The following is a 20,713-nucleotide window of genomic DNA, read 5'->3' as shown; positions in this document are numbered from 1 at the left end:
AGAAGTTTTCTCAATTTCTTTTAAAAAAATTGATCCGGTAGTTCAGCTGGTTAGAATGCCGCCCTGTCACGGCGGAGGTCGCGGGTTCGAGTCCCGTCCGGATCGCAAAAAGCAGTAAAATTTATTTTACTGCTTTTTTTTATTTCCTATATAAAATATACTTTATCTCTAAGAACTGTACTAAGATTCTGTTTTAATGGTAATTTTCTTTTTTTTATAAGCATTGATTCTTGAATTACCAATACTATTTCTATTAAATATATCTAAACTGTATTTGCTGAGTTTCTATTTTATTTATTTGATTTCCATGTTTTTATTTGAGTTTTTTAATACAATAAATTCAGAAATTCTTCTAACATGAGATAAATTTATCACAAATAGACATCGGTAAATTTTCATATTTGTATTGTTAACTAATAAATAAAATATTATGTCAAAGCACGATGTGAAAGGAAAAGTTGTTTTAATTGCCGGAGGCGGCAAAAACTTAGGAGGGCTGTTAAGTAAAGATTTTGCTGCTAAAGGAGCAAAGCTTGCCATTCATTATAACAGCGAAAGTTCAAAAGAAGAAAGTGAGAAAACTTTAGCAGAAGTTCAGGCTTTAGGAGCTGAAGCTTTTTTATTTCAAGGTGACCTTACAAAGGTTGAAAATATTACTAAATTTTTTGATGAAACAAAAAGTAAATTTGGTGGAATTGATATTGCAATCAATACCGTTGGAATGGTACTCAAAAAGCCATTTACAGAGACTACAGAGAGAGAATATGACACGATGTCGGATATCAACTCGAAAGTAGCTTATTTCTTTTTGCAGGAGGCAGGAAAAAAAGTGAATGATCATGGGAAAATATGCACGATTGTAACATCGCTTCTTGCAGCTTACACAGGATTGTATTCTACTTATGCAGGGATGAAAGCTCCGGTTGAGCATTTTACGCGAGCGGCTTCTAAAGAATTTGGTGCAAGAGGAATTTCTGTTTCTGCGGTGGCTCCGGGACCAATGGATACTCCTTTCTTTTATGGTCAGGAAGCAGATGATGCTGTTGCTTATCATAAGTCTGCGTCAGCTTTAGGAGGTCTTACGGATATTAAAGATATTGCTCCTTTGGTTGAGTTTTTGGTAACTGACGGATGGTGGATTACGGGGCAGACTATTTTTGCAAATGGTGGCTATACTACTAGATAATATGTATTAATACAGACGTTTTATTTGATTGGGAATTGAAAAAAATAATTCCCAATTTTTATTTGTTGTAAAATAATATATTTGAGAATCTGTGATTTATACTTATTATAAGTGAAATTGAGGTCTAAAGTTTGTAAATAATGAAAAAAGCTATATATTTGCAACCACAATAATGGAAGGTAATACTTTTAGAATTGTAAAAAAGATCCGGTAGTTCAGCTGGTTAGAATGCCGCCCTGTCACGGCGGAGGTCGCGGGTTCGAGTCCCGTCCGGATCGCAAAAGCAGTAAAATTTATTTTACTGCTTTTTTTATATATACTCTCTAAAGAATTTTAAAATGGAGTACTTGATATTTTATTGCGGTAAATAAAATAAGAGATTCGGAAATGGAAATTTTCTTATTTATGTATTTTTAGATACTAAGTCTTCCTTTGATTTTTTTTATTAATCTAATTTTAAATGAAATTTCAAAGTAATAAAATATTTTAATAAAAAACTTGGATGTCATCAAAAATACAATAGGTGCAGTTCTATTTAGAAATTCATCTTATTCTTTATAACTATATCTATAAATTGTTTAATATTTTCTCAGCACTTTTCTTTATAATTGATTTTAATAACAGTATTTAATAAATCATTTCTAAGTATATGTATCTTATTACATACGGCCATTATATTCTAGTTCAAATTCAAAAAGAAAAACTTTAAGATATTTTTGGAAGTTAATATGATATTTAATCTTGCCTTACAGTTAGCGAATTATTAACATGAAAAATGTTTTTAGTAATTTTTAATATCATATTTCAAATTACTCGCCCCTTAAATTCTATAATTAATCTGTTTACAATTTTAATTAAAATTTCTTCGCATTACCCAAACTGAAAATTATTTTTAATAAAACTGTTAAAAAAATACTGCAATATTTTGATTATTTAAAATATTAGTGAAATAAATTGCTTCTATTAATGTTGTATATCATTGAATTACAAATGGAAATAAGTATTTTTTTTCACTATTAAATGATTATTGTGTTGTTATTTTTATTAATTTGGTGAAAAATTAATAGACCTTTTAAATCATATTAATAAACATGAAAAACAAAACCTATTTTAGTAGGCAGCACATTTTCAGATGGCTGCTGCTAATGTGGCTTGTCGTTCCGTGGGCACTACAAGCACAAACATCAACTCACATTACATCAAACGCTCAGGTTGGATGCAAAGAAATCCGAGGAGGCAAAGAAGAAGAATTCGAAAACGGAGTTGGATCCGAGCAGATTGATTCTTCCAATTGTGTCCGGGTCTGCGCAGGGAGTTTAATAACCTATACAGTCAATGGGCAAAATATTTCCAATGTGCAGTGGAGTGCTTCGGGAGGAACGGTAGGAACAGTTTCTGGAGCTGGAAACATCGAGGCGCAGATAATGTGGGGATCTACTGCAGGAAACGCTTCGGTAGAGGCTGTTATTACATATGCCAATGGAACTATTGAAAACCAGACGGTATGTATAGAAAAGATTAACAGCCCAATTGCAGAATTTAAAATGTTGAATCTTGATCGCTCTGTATGTAAGAATACAGCAATTTATTTCGATAATACTTCTTATCAGAACGGAGGAACGGATATTGTGAGCTACTTTTGGGATTTTGGAGACGGAACAACGTCTACTGCATTTGAACCGTCTCATGCTTTTACACAATCCGGAGGATATGTTGTAAGCCTTACAGTAACTAATAAATGTGGTTGTTCCAATACTTATTCATTAGATGTGGAAGTCTTAGAATCTAATCCGGTACAAATCAACTGTGCTTCTGTAGTATGTGAAGGAAGCAGGGAAAAATATAATGTGCAGGATGGATGTAAAGAAGGAGAATGGAATGTGATTGGAGGAACTATTATAGCAAACAATGGAAATGAAATTGAAGTACTGTGGGATCAGGTAGATCCGGCAGATGGCTTTGGTTATGTAATGTATAGATCAAAATGTGGTTGCAGGGAATGGACAACCATTAAAATACCTGTAATTTTATCATCAGGTCAAATTCAGGGGCAATCAGTAGTTTGCGCAAATAGACAAAATAAATATTCTTTGCCACAATGGCCAACTACTAATTTCCAATGGAATATGTCTGGTCCTTCTGGAGGGCAATTGGATTATAATCAACAGAGAAACGAAGTATTGTTCAAGGCATCACAACCGGGTACCTATACTCTGTGGTGTTCTTATTTGAATACATTGTTGAAATGTGAAGGATATGCATCTATGACCATTACGGTAGAAGAGCCGGTAGTGGTAAGTGGTGGTGCTAACGAAATATGTGAGGGAACAAGCCAGACCTTTACAGCTACACCTACTGTTCCGGTTATTTGGAATGTAGCATCAGGAGGTTCAGTAATCTATACATCATCTCCTACGTCTTCACCTTTTACGTATCCGTTTGCAACAGCAGGATCTTATGTGGTGACAGCAATTAAACAAGGAGGAGGTTGCGAGAGCGAGGGAAGGATTGTTAAAGTAATTCCTACTCCGGCAGCACCTACGGGAACAATTTCTGGAGATGTTCTGGTATGTGCGGGTAAGCCGTATGTCTATACTCTTAGTCCAACTGATGCAGGAACTATACCTGTATGGAGTGTTACCAATGGTGTGATACAGGGAAGCAATACAGGAAATTCCATTACCGTAGTGTTTAATGCGTCTGCTACCAATTATACAGTGAGTGTACAAAATCGTTCTATGGACGGAGTAGGTTGCCTTTCTGCACCGAAAAACTATTCAGTACAAAAAATAGACTTGAATACAATCTCTATCCAAAGTCCGTCTGCGAACAATACTTTTTGCCCAAGTAGCAGTGCCACTTTTACGGCAAACTTAAACGGAATAGTTCCCGATGTTATGGAATGGTATTTTGACAGCCCTAACTTTGGAAGCTTTGTGAGTGGACAAGGAACTGCTTCTGTTGTAGTGAATTTCAATGAAATATCTAGTACTGCAATTACCAATTTGGTTTTAAAAATAACAAAATGTGGTACAACTGAATTTATTTCAATACCAGTTACCCTACAAACTTTACCGGTTATCAGTATGATTGGAGGTGATATTTGTGAAGGTGCTTCTACAATAGATGTTGTGGTTACTTTGCCTACGAATGTTACTTCAGGTCAGTTGACTTTCACGTTTCCAAATACTTCTACAGAACAGGCAACTGTAACTTCTGGAGGTACACAAACATTTACGATCAACAATCATTTTAGCAATAATTCAGGTTCGGTTATTTCTCAGTCGTTGCAATTAACACTTAATTCGCCTAATGGTTGTAATTATGTAGCTACAACTGCTGTTAATTTTAATATTATCCCTAAACTTGCCATCACAATTACACCGGGGTATTATTATTCTGTATGTCCTTCAAATAGTTATTCTATACCTCTTACGGCACAGATTCCGTCAGGAGTATCGGGTACTTATCAATGGTATCACAATGGGGCTGCTATTCCGGGAGCAACTTCACCGAGCTATACCATCAATAATGCAAGTCAGCCATCACCGGGTGGTAGTTATTATGTGGTAGTAACTTCTGGAGGCTGTAAGTCTTCTTCGCAAAACATAATGGTGGTTGCATCTTGCGGATCTTTCCCTCCATGTACCATTACGCCTGCCCCTAATTTAGTTGTGAGTGCTAATTGGATAGATTGTAATACGATCACAGCATCCGCTACATTTGTGGGAAGCCCTAGTGCTTTTGAGTGGATTGGAAGCCCTGGATTACAGCTGCAACCGGGAAGTACGGCTACTTCTGCCACTTTTAGCGTTACTGGAGCAGGAGTTCATAATGTAGCTCTTTCACTGAATTATAGTGGTTGTACTGCATATGATGATGTGGATGTAACCAAGAATTACAAGCCGGACTTTAATGCAGCTATCACGTGCAACAGCAACGGTACGTATAATGTAACGCTTACGGATAACTCGCTGCTTTCCGGTATAACTTCTTCGCAGATCGCGTATAGCTATACCATGAACGGGGGAAACCAGCAGAGTGGGCAGACTGTAACCTATACAGGATTACAGCCGGGAACCGCCTATAATTTTGCAATGACTTTAGATGGTCCGGGTGCAATGCCTAATTGTGTTTACACTGAAAGCATTACCATGCCAACATTGCCAAGTCTGCAGTTTACCGTATCTAGTACAACTGTATGCGTAGGAGAAGTGATCACCTTAACAATACCGGCTGCTAATTATTTGCCGAACCATATTTATACATGGATATTTAATGGAACATCTTACGTTGCTAATAATCCAAGTACTGATATTACCTTTAATACAGTAAATTCATTAAATCCTTCTGTTAAATTAGAAGTGACAACACCTAATGGTTGTCACTATCAGAGTAATGCAGTACCAATAACAGTAAATCAAGCCAATTTAAATTTTCAAATTCTTAGCTCAAATCTTAATGTGTGTGAAAATAGTTCAACACCACCACAGATATTCGTAAGTGTACCATTTGGTGCAGTTTCAAATTATCAATGGATGAATGGCAATCAACCAGTATCAGCTCCATCATCTCCTAGTTTTTTCCCTACACAATCCGGAAGCTATTGGGTAATATTAAAAGATGGCTTAACTGGTTGTCTGGATAGATCTACAGCCAGCAATCCAGTGGTTGTCACCCTGAAAAAAGCACCATATGTCAATATTTCGGCAATGTCAGCCAGCTGTGCAGGGCAGGCGGTGACCTTAACTGGGATTGTTACCGAAACAGGACTGGAATACCAGTGGAAGCTAAATAATTCGGTGATACCGGGACAGGCATGGGGAATCGCAGGTTCTACCTATACTACCGGTGCATTGGCAGCAGGTACGTATACTTATACACTGGAAGCACGCCCTGCAGGTGTTGCGAACGGATGTGTCGGAACGAAAAGCTTTACCGTTACAGTAAGCAATCCACCTAGTGTACCTGTGATTACTTATACCAAACAAAACTGTCAGCCATACGAAGTTCTGTTAACAGCTTCAGGACCGTCTTCAGGACAGTACAACTGGAGCAACGGAATGACAGGGCAGTCGATCACGGTAAATGAGGGCGGAGCTTATGAAGTGATCTATACGGCACCAAGCGGCTGTAAGGTATCGACTCAGGTACAGGTGCCGCTAAGCCTTGAAAGCTTAATGTGGGTATTCCCTACAGGATGTTATGACGAATGTTTAAGGGAAGACCGCTACATTATCGGGCCGAAAGGAATCTTTGACAGCCACGAATGGCAGCTCTTTGGATCGAATGTACAGAGTGGAGTGAATGATTATATCTATCCATTGTTCCTGTACAATGCCGGAACCTATCAGCTGCAGATCAGTCATTTTGGCTGTGTCTACACTTCAGGAGCGATGAATTTGTTCCCAGATCCGAAAGAGTGTGGAATAGAACCGGATTGTAAACTGGAAGCCCATATTGAAGGGATGAAATGGCAATGGGATCATTATAGTGTTTCCGGTGTTATTGTCAATAGTGGAAGTCAGCCGATGACGATCACTATCTCGAGTCTTAACGGATATGGAACTTATATTCCTTCTATTATTACCATACCGGCAGGAGGTACTTATGATATGTATGCCAATCCTGTACTGTTCTATGCCAACGGTACATTCCCGGGAGGTGCAGATGAAATCTTATTTGATGCAGGGAATGGTTGTAAAGTAATCGGTAAAGTTGAAGTGCCTGTATTTGAAAGCAAAATTGCAGCAACAAAGCTGGCTGCTTCAGGTTCTTCATTGACGATGCTTCCGAATCCGGCAAAAGAAAGAGTGAAAATTTCGTATACTACTGGAGATGAAAACCTGAAAGCGACACAGCTTACGGTGTTTGATGCGATGGGGAATACCAAATTCAATAAAGAACTGAAAACAGCTTCAGGAGATGTAGATGTGGAGGTTTCGAGTTGGCTTCAGGGGATGTACATCGTTATTGTACATACAGAAGGTAAACCATTACAAGGAAAACTAATTAAAAACTAATACCTTCATGATAATGCAGTGTTCTCCAAGGAGAACACTGCTTTTTATTAAAATAATTTGTTTTATAATATTATAATTAAAGAAATATTGAATTGTCAAAATAAAATTTGTTATTTAAAAGAGATGGAGAATTTCAGTATTTTTAAACGACAAATTTTATGAATATGATGATATAGTTTTTGTTAAAGTAGAAGATAATATTAAAAACGACTGAAAAAATGATAAAACAAAATTTTATGATAACAATGAAAAATAAAAAATGGTGGACAGTTTTACTGATGTTTCCTGTGCTGTATATGAGCCAAACTTACACTTACCAATGGGCAAAAACGGGGGGGGGGAGCAATGGCTCTAGTGATGTAGGATTTAATCAAAAAGATGATGAACATATCTTAGATATCGCTGTAGATAATCAAAACAATAGTTATTATATAACATCAATGTATGATGGTACTCCATTATTAGATGGACAAACAGTAACGAACTATGGAAGTAGGGATATTGTCTTGTTCTCAACAGACTGTCAAGGGAATATACGTTGGAAAAGAACTATAGGAGGGGGCGGGGTCTCTACAGAGAGAACACAAAAAATTGTTTTAGATAACAATGGAGGACTGTATTTGACTTTTGCAGTCGGAAACTCTTCAAGTGTTAGTAGTGGTCAATATCTTCCGCCACGTTTTGGGGATAATGATGTCTTACCTTTAGTCAGTAATGATTTTTTCCAGCCTCAGACAGCATTGAAATATGGTTTTTTATTAAAATATAACACAGCGGATGGAAACTTGGTTTGGCGGAAAGATTTTCAGGGTGATGTAAATGTGAATAATATGGCTATGGAATTTAGTCCTCCTGTTATTGATTCTCAAAACATTCTTCACGTTATAGTTGGGCTCAAATTTGGGACACATTTAAATGGAATGGTAACGGTGCCTTCAACATTTGACGCTAGCACATCAAATTTTCAATATTATCTGGTGAAATATGATTCATCCGGAAATATTGTAGGAACACCGTCATTATTGCCGATTACAGGTTCCACAACATTTTTAGGAGGCTATCTTAGTTTTATGTATGATGAAGCCAACAACCGGTATTATCTTGCGGGTTCTAGAAATTACGAAGGTTCTGGAAGTAATGGATATGCACTCTCATATAATAATGTTCCTATAGTAGGTTCTGGTTTTATGTTAGCATTCAGTAGCACCACTTTTGCTGAGCTTTGGCGAAGAGAGGAAATTATCAATAATCCAATAGGAGCTACGTTTATTACGGGTTTAAAAAAAGATCCTATAACAAGCGATATCTATCTTTCAGGTAAGTTTGGGAGAGTTACCCAAACGGTCTCTTTTGGAAGTGATTTTACCTTTAATAGCCCATTAACAGGATCAATCGGCTTTGTGATGAAATTAGGAACATCCAATAGCTCGAGTAATGTTCTTTGGTGTACGTATCCTACTTCTTTATCTGACGGAAGTACAGATACAGCGATGCAAAACGCCCGTATGCCGATTGCTTTCAAAGGGAATGAGGTTCTTTTTGCCAAAGGCAGCATCAGGGAGGTTTGGGGAGCATTTCCGATGGTAAGACCTGTTAATGACCGAACCGATCCCCTTTTGGTAAGATTAAATAAAGATACGGGAGTTGTTACCGGTACTTATGAAGTACAGGGAAGTTATGGGGCAGAAGATCATTTTACAGCTGTTGCTGTAGATAATGACAATAATATAATGCTGGGCGGTTTTATCCATCAGCAGCTTTTCACAGCCACAAATGATAATGTAGTCACGATTAGCAATGTATTGAGTGATAAAAGCAATTTCTTTTTTGCCAAACTGGCAAGTTCGGCTTGCTCTACGATGTCGGTAGAAGAAACATCAGCAGAAGCAGGATTACAGTTTTATCCCAATCCTGTCACGGATGTTCTTCATATTAAAAGCAAAAATAAGCTGGAGAGCTTTGAGATCTATTCTTCTGTAGGGCAAACGGTACAAAGAGGAGGTTTACAGGATACCAACGCTCAAATTACGATGAGTTCACTTCCTACAGGAGTGTATTATGTAAAAGTAAAAACAGAAAAGGCCGTGGTGACGGAAAAAGTGGTGAAAAAATAGCAATAGATAAAATCTTTTTTCAGTTATTATTCTATATCTGAATCTATTTTGAAAGGAGTATAAAAAAAGCTATAAACATTGTTTATAGCTTTTTTATTTCATGGTAAATATAAATCCCCACTCTAATGAAAAGCAGTAGGGATTTATATTGTATAAAAGACTGAAGAAAATATTATTTCAAAATTAAAACGGGCTGACTCGCATTTTGGTAAATTCCTTCAGAAATACTTCTGTTGGCTAAGTAATAAATGAAACTGTGTTTACCTGGTAGCGCAATCACAAGATCGGTTTTATTGGATGAGGCAAAAGATAAAATGCCATTGATGATATTTTCGTCAAAAGAGTAGTGGATGCTATTCGGAATATCATTTAAATTCTCGTGGATATATTTTTCAAGTTCTTCTTTTTTTGAATCTGTACCATCGCTATTTGCTTTTTTATTGATATTTAAAAGCGACAAATGAATGTCTTTTTGATGGATAATCGATTTGTAGTGAAACAGTCTGTCTAATTTTGCAATGCTTTCTACATCACAAGGTATTAATATGTTTTTGATGGGAGTATAGTGGTAGCTGTTAGGAATAATTAAAGTTTTTATTGGGCTTGTTCTCGCAATATCAATAATGTTTTCCGAAATAAAGCTGTTGGTTACAGAAGTTTGATCATCACTGCCTAGAATAATTAGTTCAACTTGCTCCTGATTCTTTATAATGTCGTTAATACTTCTTATCAAAGACATATCGGTAGTTGCTGTCGAAACTTTTACTTCAGGTGCTTTTTCAATAATGATCTGACTTAATTTTTCTAATAATTCTTCCGTGTCTTTCAATACCATATTGATGCTTTCTTCATTCACAAAAGAATGTCCTTCTGCAATGTGTAAATATTCAAATACAGATTCATTATTCGTTTTTAAAAGGATGATGTGTTCATATCCATATTGCTTTGCCCAGTCTGCAGATATTTTCACTGCATTTTCGGTAGTTGATGTTGCATCAACGGGTACAAGTATTGTTCTCATTTCCGTAAAGATTTTAGCCTTTAAGAGCCTTTATTTGTTAAGATTGGTTGTCATTTGTTTAATTAGAAGTAGAGCATTATTGAGTTCGCTTTCATGGAGGTCTCCTGCAGCTTTTTCATAAAGTTCCAATGCCCATGGATAAAGTTTTTCCATCAGTTTCCTTCCGCTCTGTGTAAGAAAAATCTGTTTATTTCTTCGGTCGTTTTTGTATTCAATTCGTTCTACGAGTTCTCTTTTTACCAAATTATTAATCAGATACGTGATGCTTGATTTGTCTTTGCTGATCTGATTGCTGATCTCTTGTTGATTGATTCCGTCGTTTCGCCAGAGTAGTCCCAAAATTTCAATAAGTTCAAAAGAAAGCGAAGGATCATATTCATTAATTTTTATCTGAATTTTTTGCCTCAGTTTGCTTTTCATTTCACTCATTGCCAAACCCAGTTCCAGCGCCAATTGTGATATGTTTTGATTGTGTGAAGACATAATTGTATGGTTAAGCAATGGTATAGTTGTCATAAAGAGTTTTTAAACCACTCATCCTTACAAATATACTTAAAATTAGTTTTAATTTAAACTAATTACTCATGAAAATAGTATCAGGTTTTTAAAATAAAAAAATGCGTTAAATCATCTTTTAATCATTTGATTAAAATAATTGATTAAAAATAAAATTTAGTTTTTATATTTGTATTAGAAAAGATTGGAAAGGAAATGAAAGAGCCTAAAAAAATAGATGGTAGTACAGAAGAAAAAATAAAAGAAGCGGCCCGTACTGTTTTTTACAGAAAAGGATTTGCAGCTACACGTACTAGAGATATTGCGGAAGAAGCGGATATTAATCTTGCTTTGCTTAACTATTATTTCAGAAGTAAAGCGAAGTTATTCGAAATCATCATGCTGGAAACATTATCAGGTTTTATTAAGAATATGATTGTGGTATTGGATGATGAAGGAACAACGCTGAATAAAAAAGTGGAAGAAATTGCTTCAAGATATATTGATCTTATTATTAAGGAACCGGAAATTCCAACGTTTATCGTAACTGAAATCCGTAACAATCCTAATCTGCTATTGGATAAGTTACCAATCAGGCAAGTATTGGCAAGTTCAGTGTTTTTTAAACAACATAAAGCAGCGGTAGAGAATGGGGAGATTTCAGAACCGAATCCTTTGCATTTTCTGATGAATGTAATGGGATTGGTGATCTTTCCGTTCATTGCTAAACCTTTGCTGATGGGAGGAACCGGAATTAACGATTCCGAATTTACTGCATTGATGACCGAGCGGAAAAAGCTGATCCCGATATGGATTAAATCCATGATGAAAGGAGAATAATTTTTTTTGTCCGTGAATTGATCAAATGATTAAAACAAAAAAATAAACAACATGATTTATTTTAAAACTGAAAAAAAAAGAATCTGGATAGCCGTTTTGGTAATGTGTTTTAATTGGATAACGGCGCAGTCGGGAAACCTGTCATTGGAAGAATGTTATCATTTGGCAAAAGAAAACTATCCGATGATAAAGAAAATGGATATCATTGCCAAGACAGCTGATTTTACGGTAGAAAATGCCAGCAAAAGATACCTTCCTCAGATTTCATTTTCAGGACAGGCTACCTATCAGTCACAGACGATCAATTTTTCTGATGCTTTGGGATCGCTTCCTGTCAATATGGCGCTTCCTTCATTAAGTAAAGATCAGTATAAAATTCAGGGAGAAGTCGATCAGTTGCTTTATGACGGTGGGAAAATCCGAAATCAGAAAGATCTCACAAAAGCCAATGCAGAGTTGCAAACTCAGAATATTGAAACCAATCTCTATGCGGTAAGACAGAGAATCAATACGATTTTCTTTTCTATTCTTTTGATGGATTCGCAACTTAAGCAAAATGAACTCAACAAAACTAATCTTCAGACTCAGATAGAGAAAACTGAAGCTGCTTTAAAATATGGGGTAGCTTACCGAAGCAATCTGGATGAGCTGAAAGCGGAAATCATCAATATTGATATGATGAGCACGGAATACAAAAGCAATCGTGATGCTTATCTTAAAATGCTTTCTGTTTTTATCGGGAAAAATGTTTCCTCTTCAGATGAACTTCAGTTACCCGATAGTGAAGTTTTTCAAACCGAAATGAAAAGACCTGAAATAAAAGGTTTTGAACTTCAGAAATCAGTTTATGATCTTCAGGAGAGTCAGTTGAAATCTGATCTTTTGCCACAGGTAAGTGCTTTTGTTCAGGGAGCGTACGGAAGGCCGACTCTTAATATTATCGAAAATAAATTCGGACCCTGGTTTATTGCAGGTATACGATTCAACTGGTCGTTGGAAAGTCTTTATACGTCTTCTAACCAGAAAGCGATTTTAAAACTGAACAGACAGGCTGTAGATGCGGATAAAGAAACATTTTTACTGAATACGAAACTGGATCTCACGCAGCAGGATGATCAGATCAAAAAATATAATGAGCTGATTCAACAGGATGAAAATGCGATCGCTCTGCGTGAATCTGTGAGAAAATCTGCTGAAGCCCAATTAAGCAACGGAGTGATTACCACCCATGAATACATTCAGAAGACGAATGCGGAAAATCTAGCAAGACAAACGCTGATTCTTCATCAGATCCAGCTGTTACAGGCAAAATACAATCAGAAATTTATAACCGGAAACTAATCTATTTACAATGAAAAAGCTTATCCTATTTTTTACTGCTGTTTTATTCCTGAATTCCTGTGAGAAAAAAGATGATTTTGATGCTTCTGGTAATTTTGAAGCTGATGAGGTGATTGTTTCTGCCCAGCAAAATGGGGAACTGATTGCGTATTCCGTTCAGGAAGGTGCGTATCTTAAAAAAGGAGATCAGGTAGGACAGATTGATGTGAAAACCGCAGTGCTGCAAAAAGAACAGGCGGAAGCTAATATCAAGGCACTGCATCAGAAAACAAGCACTCCCGATGCTCAGGATGAATTGGTGAAAAAACAATTAGCAGTACTGGAATCTCAACTGGAACATCAGCTTCACGAGCGAACCCGTACCGCAAATCTGGTAAAAGCTGATGCAGCCACCCGTAAACAGCTTGATGATATAGATGCAGGAATCGATCAGCTCAGAAAACAGATGGTGGCAACAAAACAGCAGCTTTCCGTAAACAATTCCAATACAGATACGCAGAACCGCAGTATTCTAAGTGAAACAGCTCCTTTGGAAAAAACAATAGCCCAGTTTCAGGAACAGATCAATAAAGGACAGATCATTAATCCGATCAATGGAACCGTGCTTATCAACTATGCGCTGCAGGGCGAAATGCAGGTGGTCGGAAAACCATTATATAAAATTGCCAATACAGATACACTTGATCTGAGAGCTTATATCACAGGAACCCAACTGCCTCAGATTAAATTGAACCAGCAGGTGAAAGTAAGAATCGATCAGGGAGAAAAAAAATATAAAGAATATACAGGAACGATTGTATGGATATCGAGTAAATCTGAATTTTCTCCAAAAACAATCCAGACTAAAGATGAAAGAGCCAATCTGGTGTATGCAATTAAAATTAGGGTGAAAAACGACGGATACCTTAAAATAGGAATGTACGGTGAAGCAATCTGGTCAAAATAAAAAAGGATGAATTCTGTCGATGCAAAAAATATTACTAAAACATACGGAGAAGTAAAAGCCGTTGATGATGTTTCTTTTGAAGTGGCAAAAGGAGAGCTGTTTGGATTGATCGGACCGGATGGAGCTGGTAAAACATCAATTTTCCGTATTCTTACCACGTTATTACTGGCAGACAGCGGAACCGCAACCGTTGAAGGGCATGATGTCATAAAAGACTATCAGGCGATCCGGAACAAGCTGGGATATATGCCCGGAAAATTTTCTCTGTATCAGGATCTGACCGTGTCTGAAAACCTGAATTTCTTTGCGACACTTTTCGGAACAACGATCGAGGAAAATTATGATCTGATCAAAGATATTTATGAACAGATAAAACCTTTCAGTAATCGTAGAGCGGGAAAGCTTTCAGGAGGGATGAAGCAAAAACTGGCATTGTGCTGTGCACTGATCCATAAGCCTGAAGTTTTATTTCTTGATGAACCAACAACTGGAGTAGATGTGGTTTCCAGAAAGGAGTTCTGGGATATGCTGGCAAAACTTAAAGAACAGAATATCAGCATTGTGGTTTCGACGCCTTATATGGATGAAGCTAAATTATGCGACCGTATTGCTCTGATTCAAAATGGGAAAATAATGTCGGTAGATGAGCCTGAAAATATTGTCAGGAATTTTCCTAAAACGCTTTTTGCCGTGAAAGCTAAGAATATCTATAAGTTATTGGAAGATTTAAGATCTGATAATGGGGTAGAAAGCTGCTATGCATTCGGAGAATATATTCATGTGACATTCATTACGGAAAATGAAGAGGAACAAACAGTGAAAGATTTAGCCGAAAAATACAATCCGGAAGATTTTGAAGTAAAGAAAATAACCCCGACCATAGAAGATAGTTTTATAAGACTGATGCATGAACAGCAAGTAAAAACCGAGTAAATGGATAAAGCAATTATTTGTAAGGACTTAACCAAGCAGTTTGGCGACTTTAAAGCAGTTGACCGCATCACCTTTGATGTCGATCAGGGAGAGATATTTGGATTTCTTGGAGCTAACGGAGCCGGAAAAACCACTGCAATGCGAATTCTTTGCGGGTTATCTTTTCCTACGTCGGGTTCAGCTACAGTTGCCGGTTTTGATGTGTATAAACAACAGGAGCAGATCAAAAGGAATATCGGATACATGAGCCAGAAATTTTCTCTGTATGATAATCTTACCATTCTTGAGAATATTGAATTTTATGGCGGAGTATATGGGGTTTCACGTTCCGACATAAAAAAACGAAGCGCTGAATTGATCACAACCCTCGGTTTAGAAAAAGAAGCCAAAAAACTGGTGGGCGCTTTACCGCTTGGCTGGAAACAGAAGCTGGCTTTTTCAGTCGCTATTTTTCATCGTCCTAAGATTGTTTTTCTGGACGAACCTACCGGTGGTGTAGATCCTATAACGAGGCGTCAGTTCTGGGATATGATTTATCAGGCCGCCGCGGATGGAATTACGGTATTTGTCACCACCCATTATATGGATGAGGCAGAATATTGCAACCGGATCACGGTAATGGTCGATGGAAGGGTCGAAGCGCTGGATACTCCGGCTAATCTGAAAAAACAGTTCAATACGCATTCCATGGATGATGTTTTTTATCAGCTCGCAAGGAATGCCAAACGATCAGGAGATTAATATGAAACAGTTATTAGTATTTATCCGGAAAGAATTTTATCACGTATTCAGAGACCGCAGAACGCTTCTGATCCTTTTCGGTTTGCCGGTGGTGCAGATCGTGCTGTTTGGTTTCGCACTGAGCAGTGAGGTGAAAAATATTGGTGTTGCTGTTTTGGATAATGCTCATGATATACAGTCGGAACAGATCATTACCAAAATACAGTCGAGTTCTTATTTTAAAGTGAAAGAACCTGTTCTGAATTATCCCGAAATTGAAAAAAGATTTAAAGATGGAAGTATAAAATGTGCAGTGATATTTCCTGTCAATTTCGGGCAGGACCTTTACCGGAAAGGAGGTGCGCAGATACAGATTATTGCAGATGCTTCAGATCCGAATACGGCAACAATTCTTACCAATTATCTTACCACGATTATCAATAATTATCAACAACAATTAAATCCTACAACAAAGCCTTCTTATCAGATTATTCCTGAATTAAGGCAGCTCTATAATGAAGATCAAAACGGATCTTTAAATTTTATTCCCGGTGTAATTGCTCTGATCTTTATGATCGTAAGTACGGCGCTCACATCTGTTGCAGTCGTCAAAGAAAAAGAATTGGGAACCATGGAAATCTTACTGGTATCGCCTTTTAAACCGATCATGGTTTTAATTGCCAAAGCCATTCCTTATCTGGTGCTTTCTTTGGTTAATTTTATCATCATTCTTTTGCTTTCTGTGTATTTATTAGATGTTGAAATAAAAGGAAGTTTGATTTTACTTTTTGCAGAAAGTATCCTGTTTATCATTACCTGTCTTGCATTAGGACTGTTGATTTCAAATCTGACCAACTCGCAGCAAACCGCAATGTTGATCTCGATGATGGGAATGATGCTGCCGACATTGCTTTTGACGGGATTTATGTTCCCGATAGAAAATATGCCTGTTGTATTTCAGGTGATATCACACGTTTTGCCATCAAGATATTATTATGCCATTGTAAAAGCGGTGATGCTGAAAGGACTAGGATTTAGCTATATCTGGAAAGAAACGTTGATTTTGGTAGGGATGTGTATTGTTTTACTGACATTAGCGTTGAAAAATTTTAAAATCAGACTGTCGTGAAAGTATTAAGATTCATTTTACAGAAAGAATTTCGTCAGATCTTCAGAGACAAAACGATACTGGCGATGATGTTTGCAATGCCGATCATTCAGCTGATCATCATGCCTCTGGCAGCTAATTTTGAAGTGAAAAATATCAATATAGCATATGTTGACAACGATCACAGCAGCTATTCTCAAAAACTCATTCATAAAATCGCTTCTTCCGGATATTTTAAAATTGCCGGAACTCCGGATTCTTATCAGAACGGGCTGAAAATGATTGAGGAAAGTGAAGCAGATCTTGTGTTGGAAATTCCTGCCGGCTTTGAACGGAATCTTGTTCGGGAAGGAAGTCAGAAAGTTAATCTTTCGGTAGATGCAATTAACGGGACAAAATCTTCCTTGGGAGGAGCTTATCTGATGTCTGTGATTGCAGATTTTAATAATGATCTGGATGTTACCATGAAAACATTTACAGTTTCAACAGTTTCCAAGGCCAATATACAGATAGTGAGTTCCAATTGGTACAATCCCAGAGCGGAATACAAATATTATATGGTTCCGGGGATTTTGGTATTGCTGCTTACGTTGATTGGTGGTTTTATCACAGCATTGAATATTGTAAGAGAAAAAGAAATTGGGACTATAGAGCAGATCAATGTGACCCCAATTAAAAAATGGCAGTTTATCTTAGGGAAATTAATTCCTTTTTGGATTGTCGGGATGATTGTGTTTACCCTTGGATTGACCGTAATGTATGTAGTCTATGGAATTTTTCCTCAGGGAAGCCTGCTCGTTCTTTATCTTTTTGCAGCAGTGTACCTTATTGCGTTGTTAGGGTTGGGACTTTTGATCTCCACGTTTGCAGATACACAGTTACAGGCCATGTTCATCGCATTTTTCTTTATGATGATCTTTATGCTGATGAGCGGTTTTTTCACCAGTACAGACAGTATGCCGGATTGGGCAAGAACAATGTCTGCTTTTACTCCTGTAACGCATTTTATAAGTGTAGTAAGACTTATTGTATTAAAAGGCAGCGGATTTTCCGAAGTAAAGAATGAACTGTTCTATTTACTGGCTTTTGCTGTGGTGCTTAATTCTTTGGCTATTTATAATTACCGAAAGACAAGTTGATGGTTTTTGAGGTTCTCTGGTTCTTAGAAAATAAAAAGCAGTAAAATAGTTTTACTGCTTTTTTATATTTCAATCAAAAGATATTAGTAATCTTTATAAAAAGCTAGAGATTAGGAAACCTACTCCTACAGCAGTCGCAACACTTACGATGCCTGGAATCATAAAACTGTGGTTCACTACATATTTTCCGATTTTTGTTGTACCCGTTCTGTCAAAATCCATGGCGGCTACTAAAGTTGGGTAGCCCGGTAAAATAAAATCTCCGTTCACGGAAGGGAACATCGCCAGTAAATGAGGATTGGTAATCCCGATTGATAATCCTAAAGGCATCATGATACGGGTTGTAGCTGCCTGACTGAAGGTAAGAGTTGACATAAAGAATAATGCAAAAGCAAAGGTAAAAGGATACACTGCTGCAATATCTTTAAAAACATGTTCAATCACAGCTTCATTCGCATGCATAAAAGTAGCACTCATCCAAACGACTCCTAAAACTGAAACCACCGCGGTTGCCATAGAAGTGAATAGGCTCATTTTAGCAACTTCTATTGCTGAGGTTTTAGTGATGAGCATGATAAGTGCAGCAGCAGATAAAGTGACCATTACTATAATTCCTGTAAGGTTTACAGAACCGTCTGCATTTACGATCAGTCCCGGAGTTCCTTCACCTACATTAGGAATTAATCCTGGAAATGCTCCAAAAATAACGATCAATAGAATAGCGATCCCGAAAATAAGAACAGCAACTTTTGCACTGGGTTTGATTTCCTTTACCGTTTCCGTACTTTTTTGTAATGATGCGGCAAACTGAGGGTCTTTTAATTTTTCAAGAAACTCAGGATCATCATATAATTCCTTGCCTTTTTTCCAGACTACAGCCACTCCTGACAAAATTCCGATAAGACAGGACGGAATACAAACCAGCATAATATCGGTAACCGCAGTGGAGTAGGCAAGTAAACCGGCTAATGTAGCCGTGGCAGCACTCATCGGGCTTCCTGTTAATGATAAATGGGAAGCAATTACAGATATACTCAAAGGCCTTTCAGGTCTAATTTTAGTTTTAAGAGAAACCTCAGCAATAATGGGAAGTAATGAATAAACCAAATGAGACGTTCCCGCAAAAAGGCATAAGAAATATACCGTAAAAGGAGCTATTAAAGTTATTTTCTTTGGATTTTTACGGATGATTTTTTCCGCGAGACTGACAAGATAGTCTAATCCTCCGGCTGCTTGTAATGTTGCAGCAGTGGTTACGATTGCTATAATGATCAATAAAACAGCAATAGGCGGATCTGCAGGCTTCATATGGAATCCAAATACGAAAATTAATAATCCAAGCATTCCCATCACGCCCAGACCAATTCCTTTAAGCCTTGAACCAATGAGGATCATGGCTAATAAAATTCCAAGTTCTACAAATATCATGAGGCAATGAATTTAGGGTTGATCAGATTTTCCAATGAGTAAATTTCATCCCATTTTGATTGAGAAATCAGTTCTCTTTCAATAACAACAATATCATGGATTGATTTGCCGGATTCAAGGGCTTCTTTGGCAATATCAGAACAGAGTTCATATCCTAAAATAGGATTGAGCTGGGTAACAATTCCAATACTTTTCATTACCTGTTGTTTCGTATGTTCTGCGTTGGCTGTGATTCCTTTCACGCATTTTTCTTCCAACGTTTTGCAAGCCCGCATCATATATTCAAGAGAAGTAAATAAAGAAAATGCAATTACAGGCTCCATTACGTTCAATTGAAGTTGTCCGGCTTCCGCGGCAAGACTGATGGTAAGATCAGCTCCTATAACGTAGAAACAGGTTTGATTAACCACTTCAGGAATGACAGGGTTTACTTTTCCCGGCATGATAGAAGAGCCCGGTTGTAATGGGGGAAGATTTATTTCGTTTAATCCGCAACGAGGTCCACTGCTTAGTAATCTTAAATCATTACAGATTTTACTCAGTTTTATGGCACTTCTTTTTAAAGCAGCACTGATTTGAACAAATGCTCCCATATCTACCGTAGCTTCAATAAGATCCGGTGCTAAAACAACAGGAACTTTACTAATATCAGCAAGATATTTTACACATAATTCTGCATAGCCTTCCGGAGCATTTACTCCGGTACCAATTGCTGTGGCTCCCATATTGACTTCAATAATCAGGTTTTCAGCGGAACGTATTTTGTGAATATCATCTCCTAATGTAGTTGAAATAGCATTGAATTCCTGACCTAATGTCATAGGTACGGCATCCTGAAGCTGTGTTCTTCCCATTTTCAGCACAGATTTAAATTCTTGACCTTTTTCATAAAACGCTTTTTGAAGGCTCTGTAAAGATTCGGCAAAATCCTCCATTTTTAAGAAAGTGGCAATTTGTAAAGCGGTAGGATAGGCGTCGTTTGTACTTTGAGACATATTCACATCATTATTGGGATGCAGATGTTGATAATCTCCTTTAGAATATCCTAAAAACTCCAGTCCGACATTCGCGATCACCTCGTTAGCATTCATGTTGGTTGAGGTTCCTGCTCCGCCCTGTATCATATCGGTGATGAACTGATCTACAAATTCTCCTGCAATCAGTCGATCGCAGGCATAAGAAATGGCTTCCGCTTTTTTCGCATCCAATACTCCCAAATCTCTATTGGCCAAAGCAGCCGCTTTTTTGACGTATCCAAATGCTTTGATAAAAACCGGATATGCGCTTAAAGGTATTCCGGTAATATTAAAATTTTCCTGTGCACGGAGAGTTTGTACCCCAAAATAACTGTTTTCCGGGATTTGTTTTTCTCCTAAAAAGTCGTGTTCTGTTCTATAATTTGTCATGATTGGTGGTTGA

14 protein-coding genes and 2 tRNA genes are annotated in these 20,713 nt (G+C 37.2%); 12 read left to right on the top strand and 4 right to left on the bottom strand.

Annotation, left to right across the window (positions count from 1 at the left end; all coding sequences use genetic code 11):
• Nucleotides 1-31 precede the first annotated feature (31 nt).
• From RM51_RS18580 to RM51_RS18560, 5 genes are all read left to right on the top strand, one after another.
• A tRNA-Asp gene (locus tag RM51_RS18580) sits at nucleotides 32-105 on the top strand.
• Between the two features lie 325 nt (nucleotides 106-430).
• Nucleotides 431-1,186, top strand: a complete 756-nt coding sequence (locus RM51_RS18575) for an SDR family oxidoreductase (RefSeq protein WP_039373087.1) — start codon at nucleotides 431-433, stop codon at nucleotides 1,184-1,186.
• A 204-nt stretch (nucleotides 1,187-1,390) separates the two neighbouring features.
• Nucleotides 1,391-1,464, top strand: a tRNA-Asp gene (locus RM51_RS18570).
• A gap of 813 nt (nucleotides 1,465-2,277) precedes the next feature.
• Complete coding sequence (locus tag RM51_RS18565; RefSeq protein ID WP_084111231.1) at nucleotides 2,278-7,209, top strand: PKD domain-containing protein; 4,932 nt, start codon at nucleotides 2,278-2,280, stop codon at nucleotides 7,207-7,209.
• A 245-nt stretch (nucleotides 7,210-7,454) separates the two neighbouring features.
• Nucleotides 7,455-9,323, top strand: coding sequence for a T9SS type A sorting domain-containing protein (locus RM51_RS18560; RefSeq protein ID WP_165585023.1), 1,869 nt, complete (start codon nucleotides 7,455-7,457; stop codon nucleotides 9,321-9,323).
• A gap of 172 nt (nucleotides 9,324-9,495) precedes the next feature.
• Here RM51_RS18560 and RM51_RS18555 read toward each other — a convergent pair whose 3' ends face one another.
• Both RM51_RS18555 and RM51_RS18550 read right to left on the bottom strand, forming a co-directional pair.
• On the bottom strand, nucleotides 9,496-10,344 hold the full coding sequence (locus RM51_RS18555) for a universal stress protein (protein WP_039373079.1): 849 nt from the start codon (nucleotides 10,342-10,344) through the stop codon (nucleotides 9,496-9,498).
• 30 nt (nucleotides 10,345-10,374) lie between these two features.
• Nucleotides 10,375-10,860, bottom strand: a complete 486-nt coding sequence (locus tag RM51_RS18550; RefSeq protein ID WP_228375834.1) for a MarR family winged helix-turn-helix transcriptional regulator — start codon at nucleotides 10,858-10,860, stop codon at nucleotides 10,375-10,377.
• Between the two features lie 195 nt (nucleotides 10,861-11,055).
• On the opposite strand from RM51_RS18550, the gene RM51_RS18545 reads away from it, so the two are divergent.
• The 7 genes from RM51_RS18545 to RM51_RS18515 are packed head-to-tail and all read left to right on the top strand — an operon-like array spanning nucleotide 11,056 to nucleotide 17,866.
• Entirely contained in the window at nucleotides 11,056-11,679 is a 624-nt protein-coding gene (locus tag RM51_RS18545) for a TetR/AcrR family transcriptional regulator (protein WP_039373074.1), read from the top strand.
• Between the two features lie 51 nt (nucleotides 11,680-11,730).
• Nucleotides 11,731-13,020, top strand: a complete 1,290-nt coding sequence (locus RM51_RS18540) for a TolC family protein (RefSeq protein WP_394331000.1) — start codon at nucleotides 11,731-11,733, stop codon at nucleotides 13,018-13,020.
• Between the two features lie 10 nt (nucleotides 13,021-13,030).
• The gene (locus RM51_RS18535) at nucleotides 13,031-13,966 is read left to right on the top strand and encodes an HlyD family secretion protein (RefSeq protein ID WP_039373073.1); all 936 of its coding nucleotides are present in this window, start codon (nucleotides 13,031-13,033) and stop codon (nucleotides 13,964-13,966) included.
• A 6-nt stretch (nucleotides 13,967-13,972) separates the two neighbouring features.
• Nucleotides 13,973-14,899, top strand: a complete 927-nt coding sequence (locus RM51_RS18530; RefSeq protein WP_039373071.1) for an ABC transporter ATP-binding protein — start codon at nucleotides 13,973-13,975, stop codon at nucleotides 14,897-14,899.
• Nucleotides 14,900-15,640 (top strand): ABC transporter ATP-binding protein, encoded by a 741-nt coding sequence (locus RM51_RS18525; RefSeq protein WP_052248574.1) that lies wholly within the window; start codon nucleotides 14,900-14,902, stop codon nucleotides 15,638-15,640.
• Between the two features lies 1 nt (nucleotide 15,641).
• Nucleotides 15,642-16,748 (top strand): ABC transporter permease, encoded by a 1,107-nt coding sequence (locus tag RM51_RS18520; protein ID WP_039373140.1) that lies wholly within the window; start codon nucleotides 15,642-15,644, stop codon nucleotides 16,746-16,748.
• Nucleotides 16,745-17,866 (top strand): ABC transporter permease, encoded by a 1,122-nt coding sequence (locus tag RM51_RS18515; protein WP_039373068.1) that lies wholly within the window; start codon nucleotides 16,745-16,747, stop codon nucleotides 17,864-17,866. Before RM51_RS18520 ends, RM51_RS18515 begins: the two co-directional genes overlap by 4 nt.
• Before the next feature lie 93 nt (nucleotides 17,867-17,959).
• On the opposite strand, the gene RM51_RS18510 is transcribed toward RM51_RS18515, so the two are convergent.
• The gene (locus RM51_RS18510) at nucleotides 17,960-19,294 is read right to left on the bottom strand and encodes an anaerobic C4-dicarboxylate transporter family protein (RefSeq protein WP_039373065.1); all 1,335 of its coding nucleotides are present in this window, start codon (nucleotides 19,292-19,294) and stop codon (nucleotides 17,960-17,962) included.
• Nucleotides 19,291-20,700, bottom strand: a complete 1,410-nt coding sequence (gene aspA, locus RM51_RS18505) for an aspartate ammonia-lyase (RefSeq protein ID WP_039373063.1) — start codon at nucleotides 20,698-20,700, stop codon at nucleotides 19,291-19,293. The genes RM51_RS18510 and aspA overlap by 4 nt, the downstream gene beginning before the upstream one ends.
• Nucleotides 20,701-20,713 lie beyond the last annotated feature (13 nt).

The organism is Chryseobacterium taiwanense (assembly GCF_000813825.1).
In the GTDB taxonomy this organism is placed as follows: domain Bacteria; phylum Bacteroidota; class Bacteroidia; order Flavobacteriales; family Weeksellaceae; genus Chryseobacterium; species Chryseobacterium taiwanense.
This window is presented reverse-complemented; position numbering and strand designations above follow the sequence as displayed.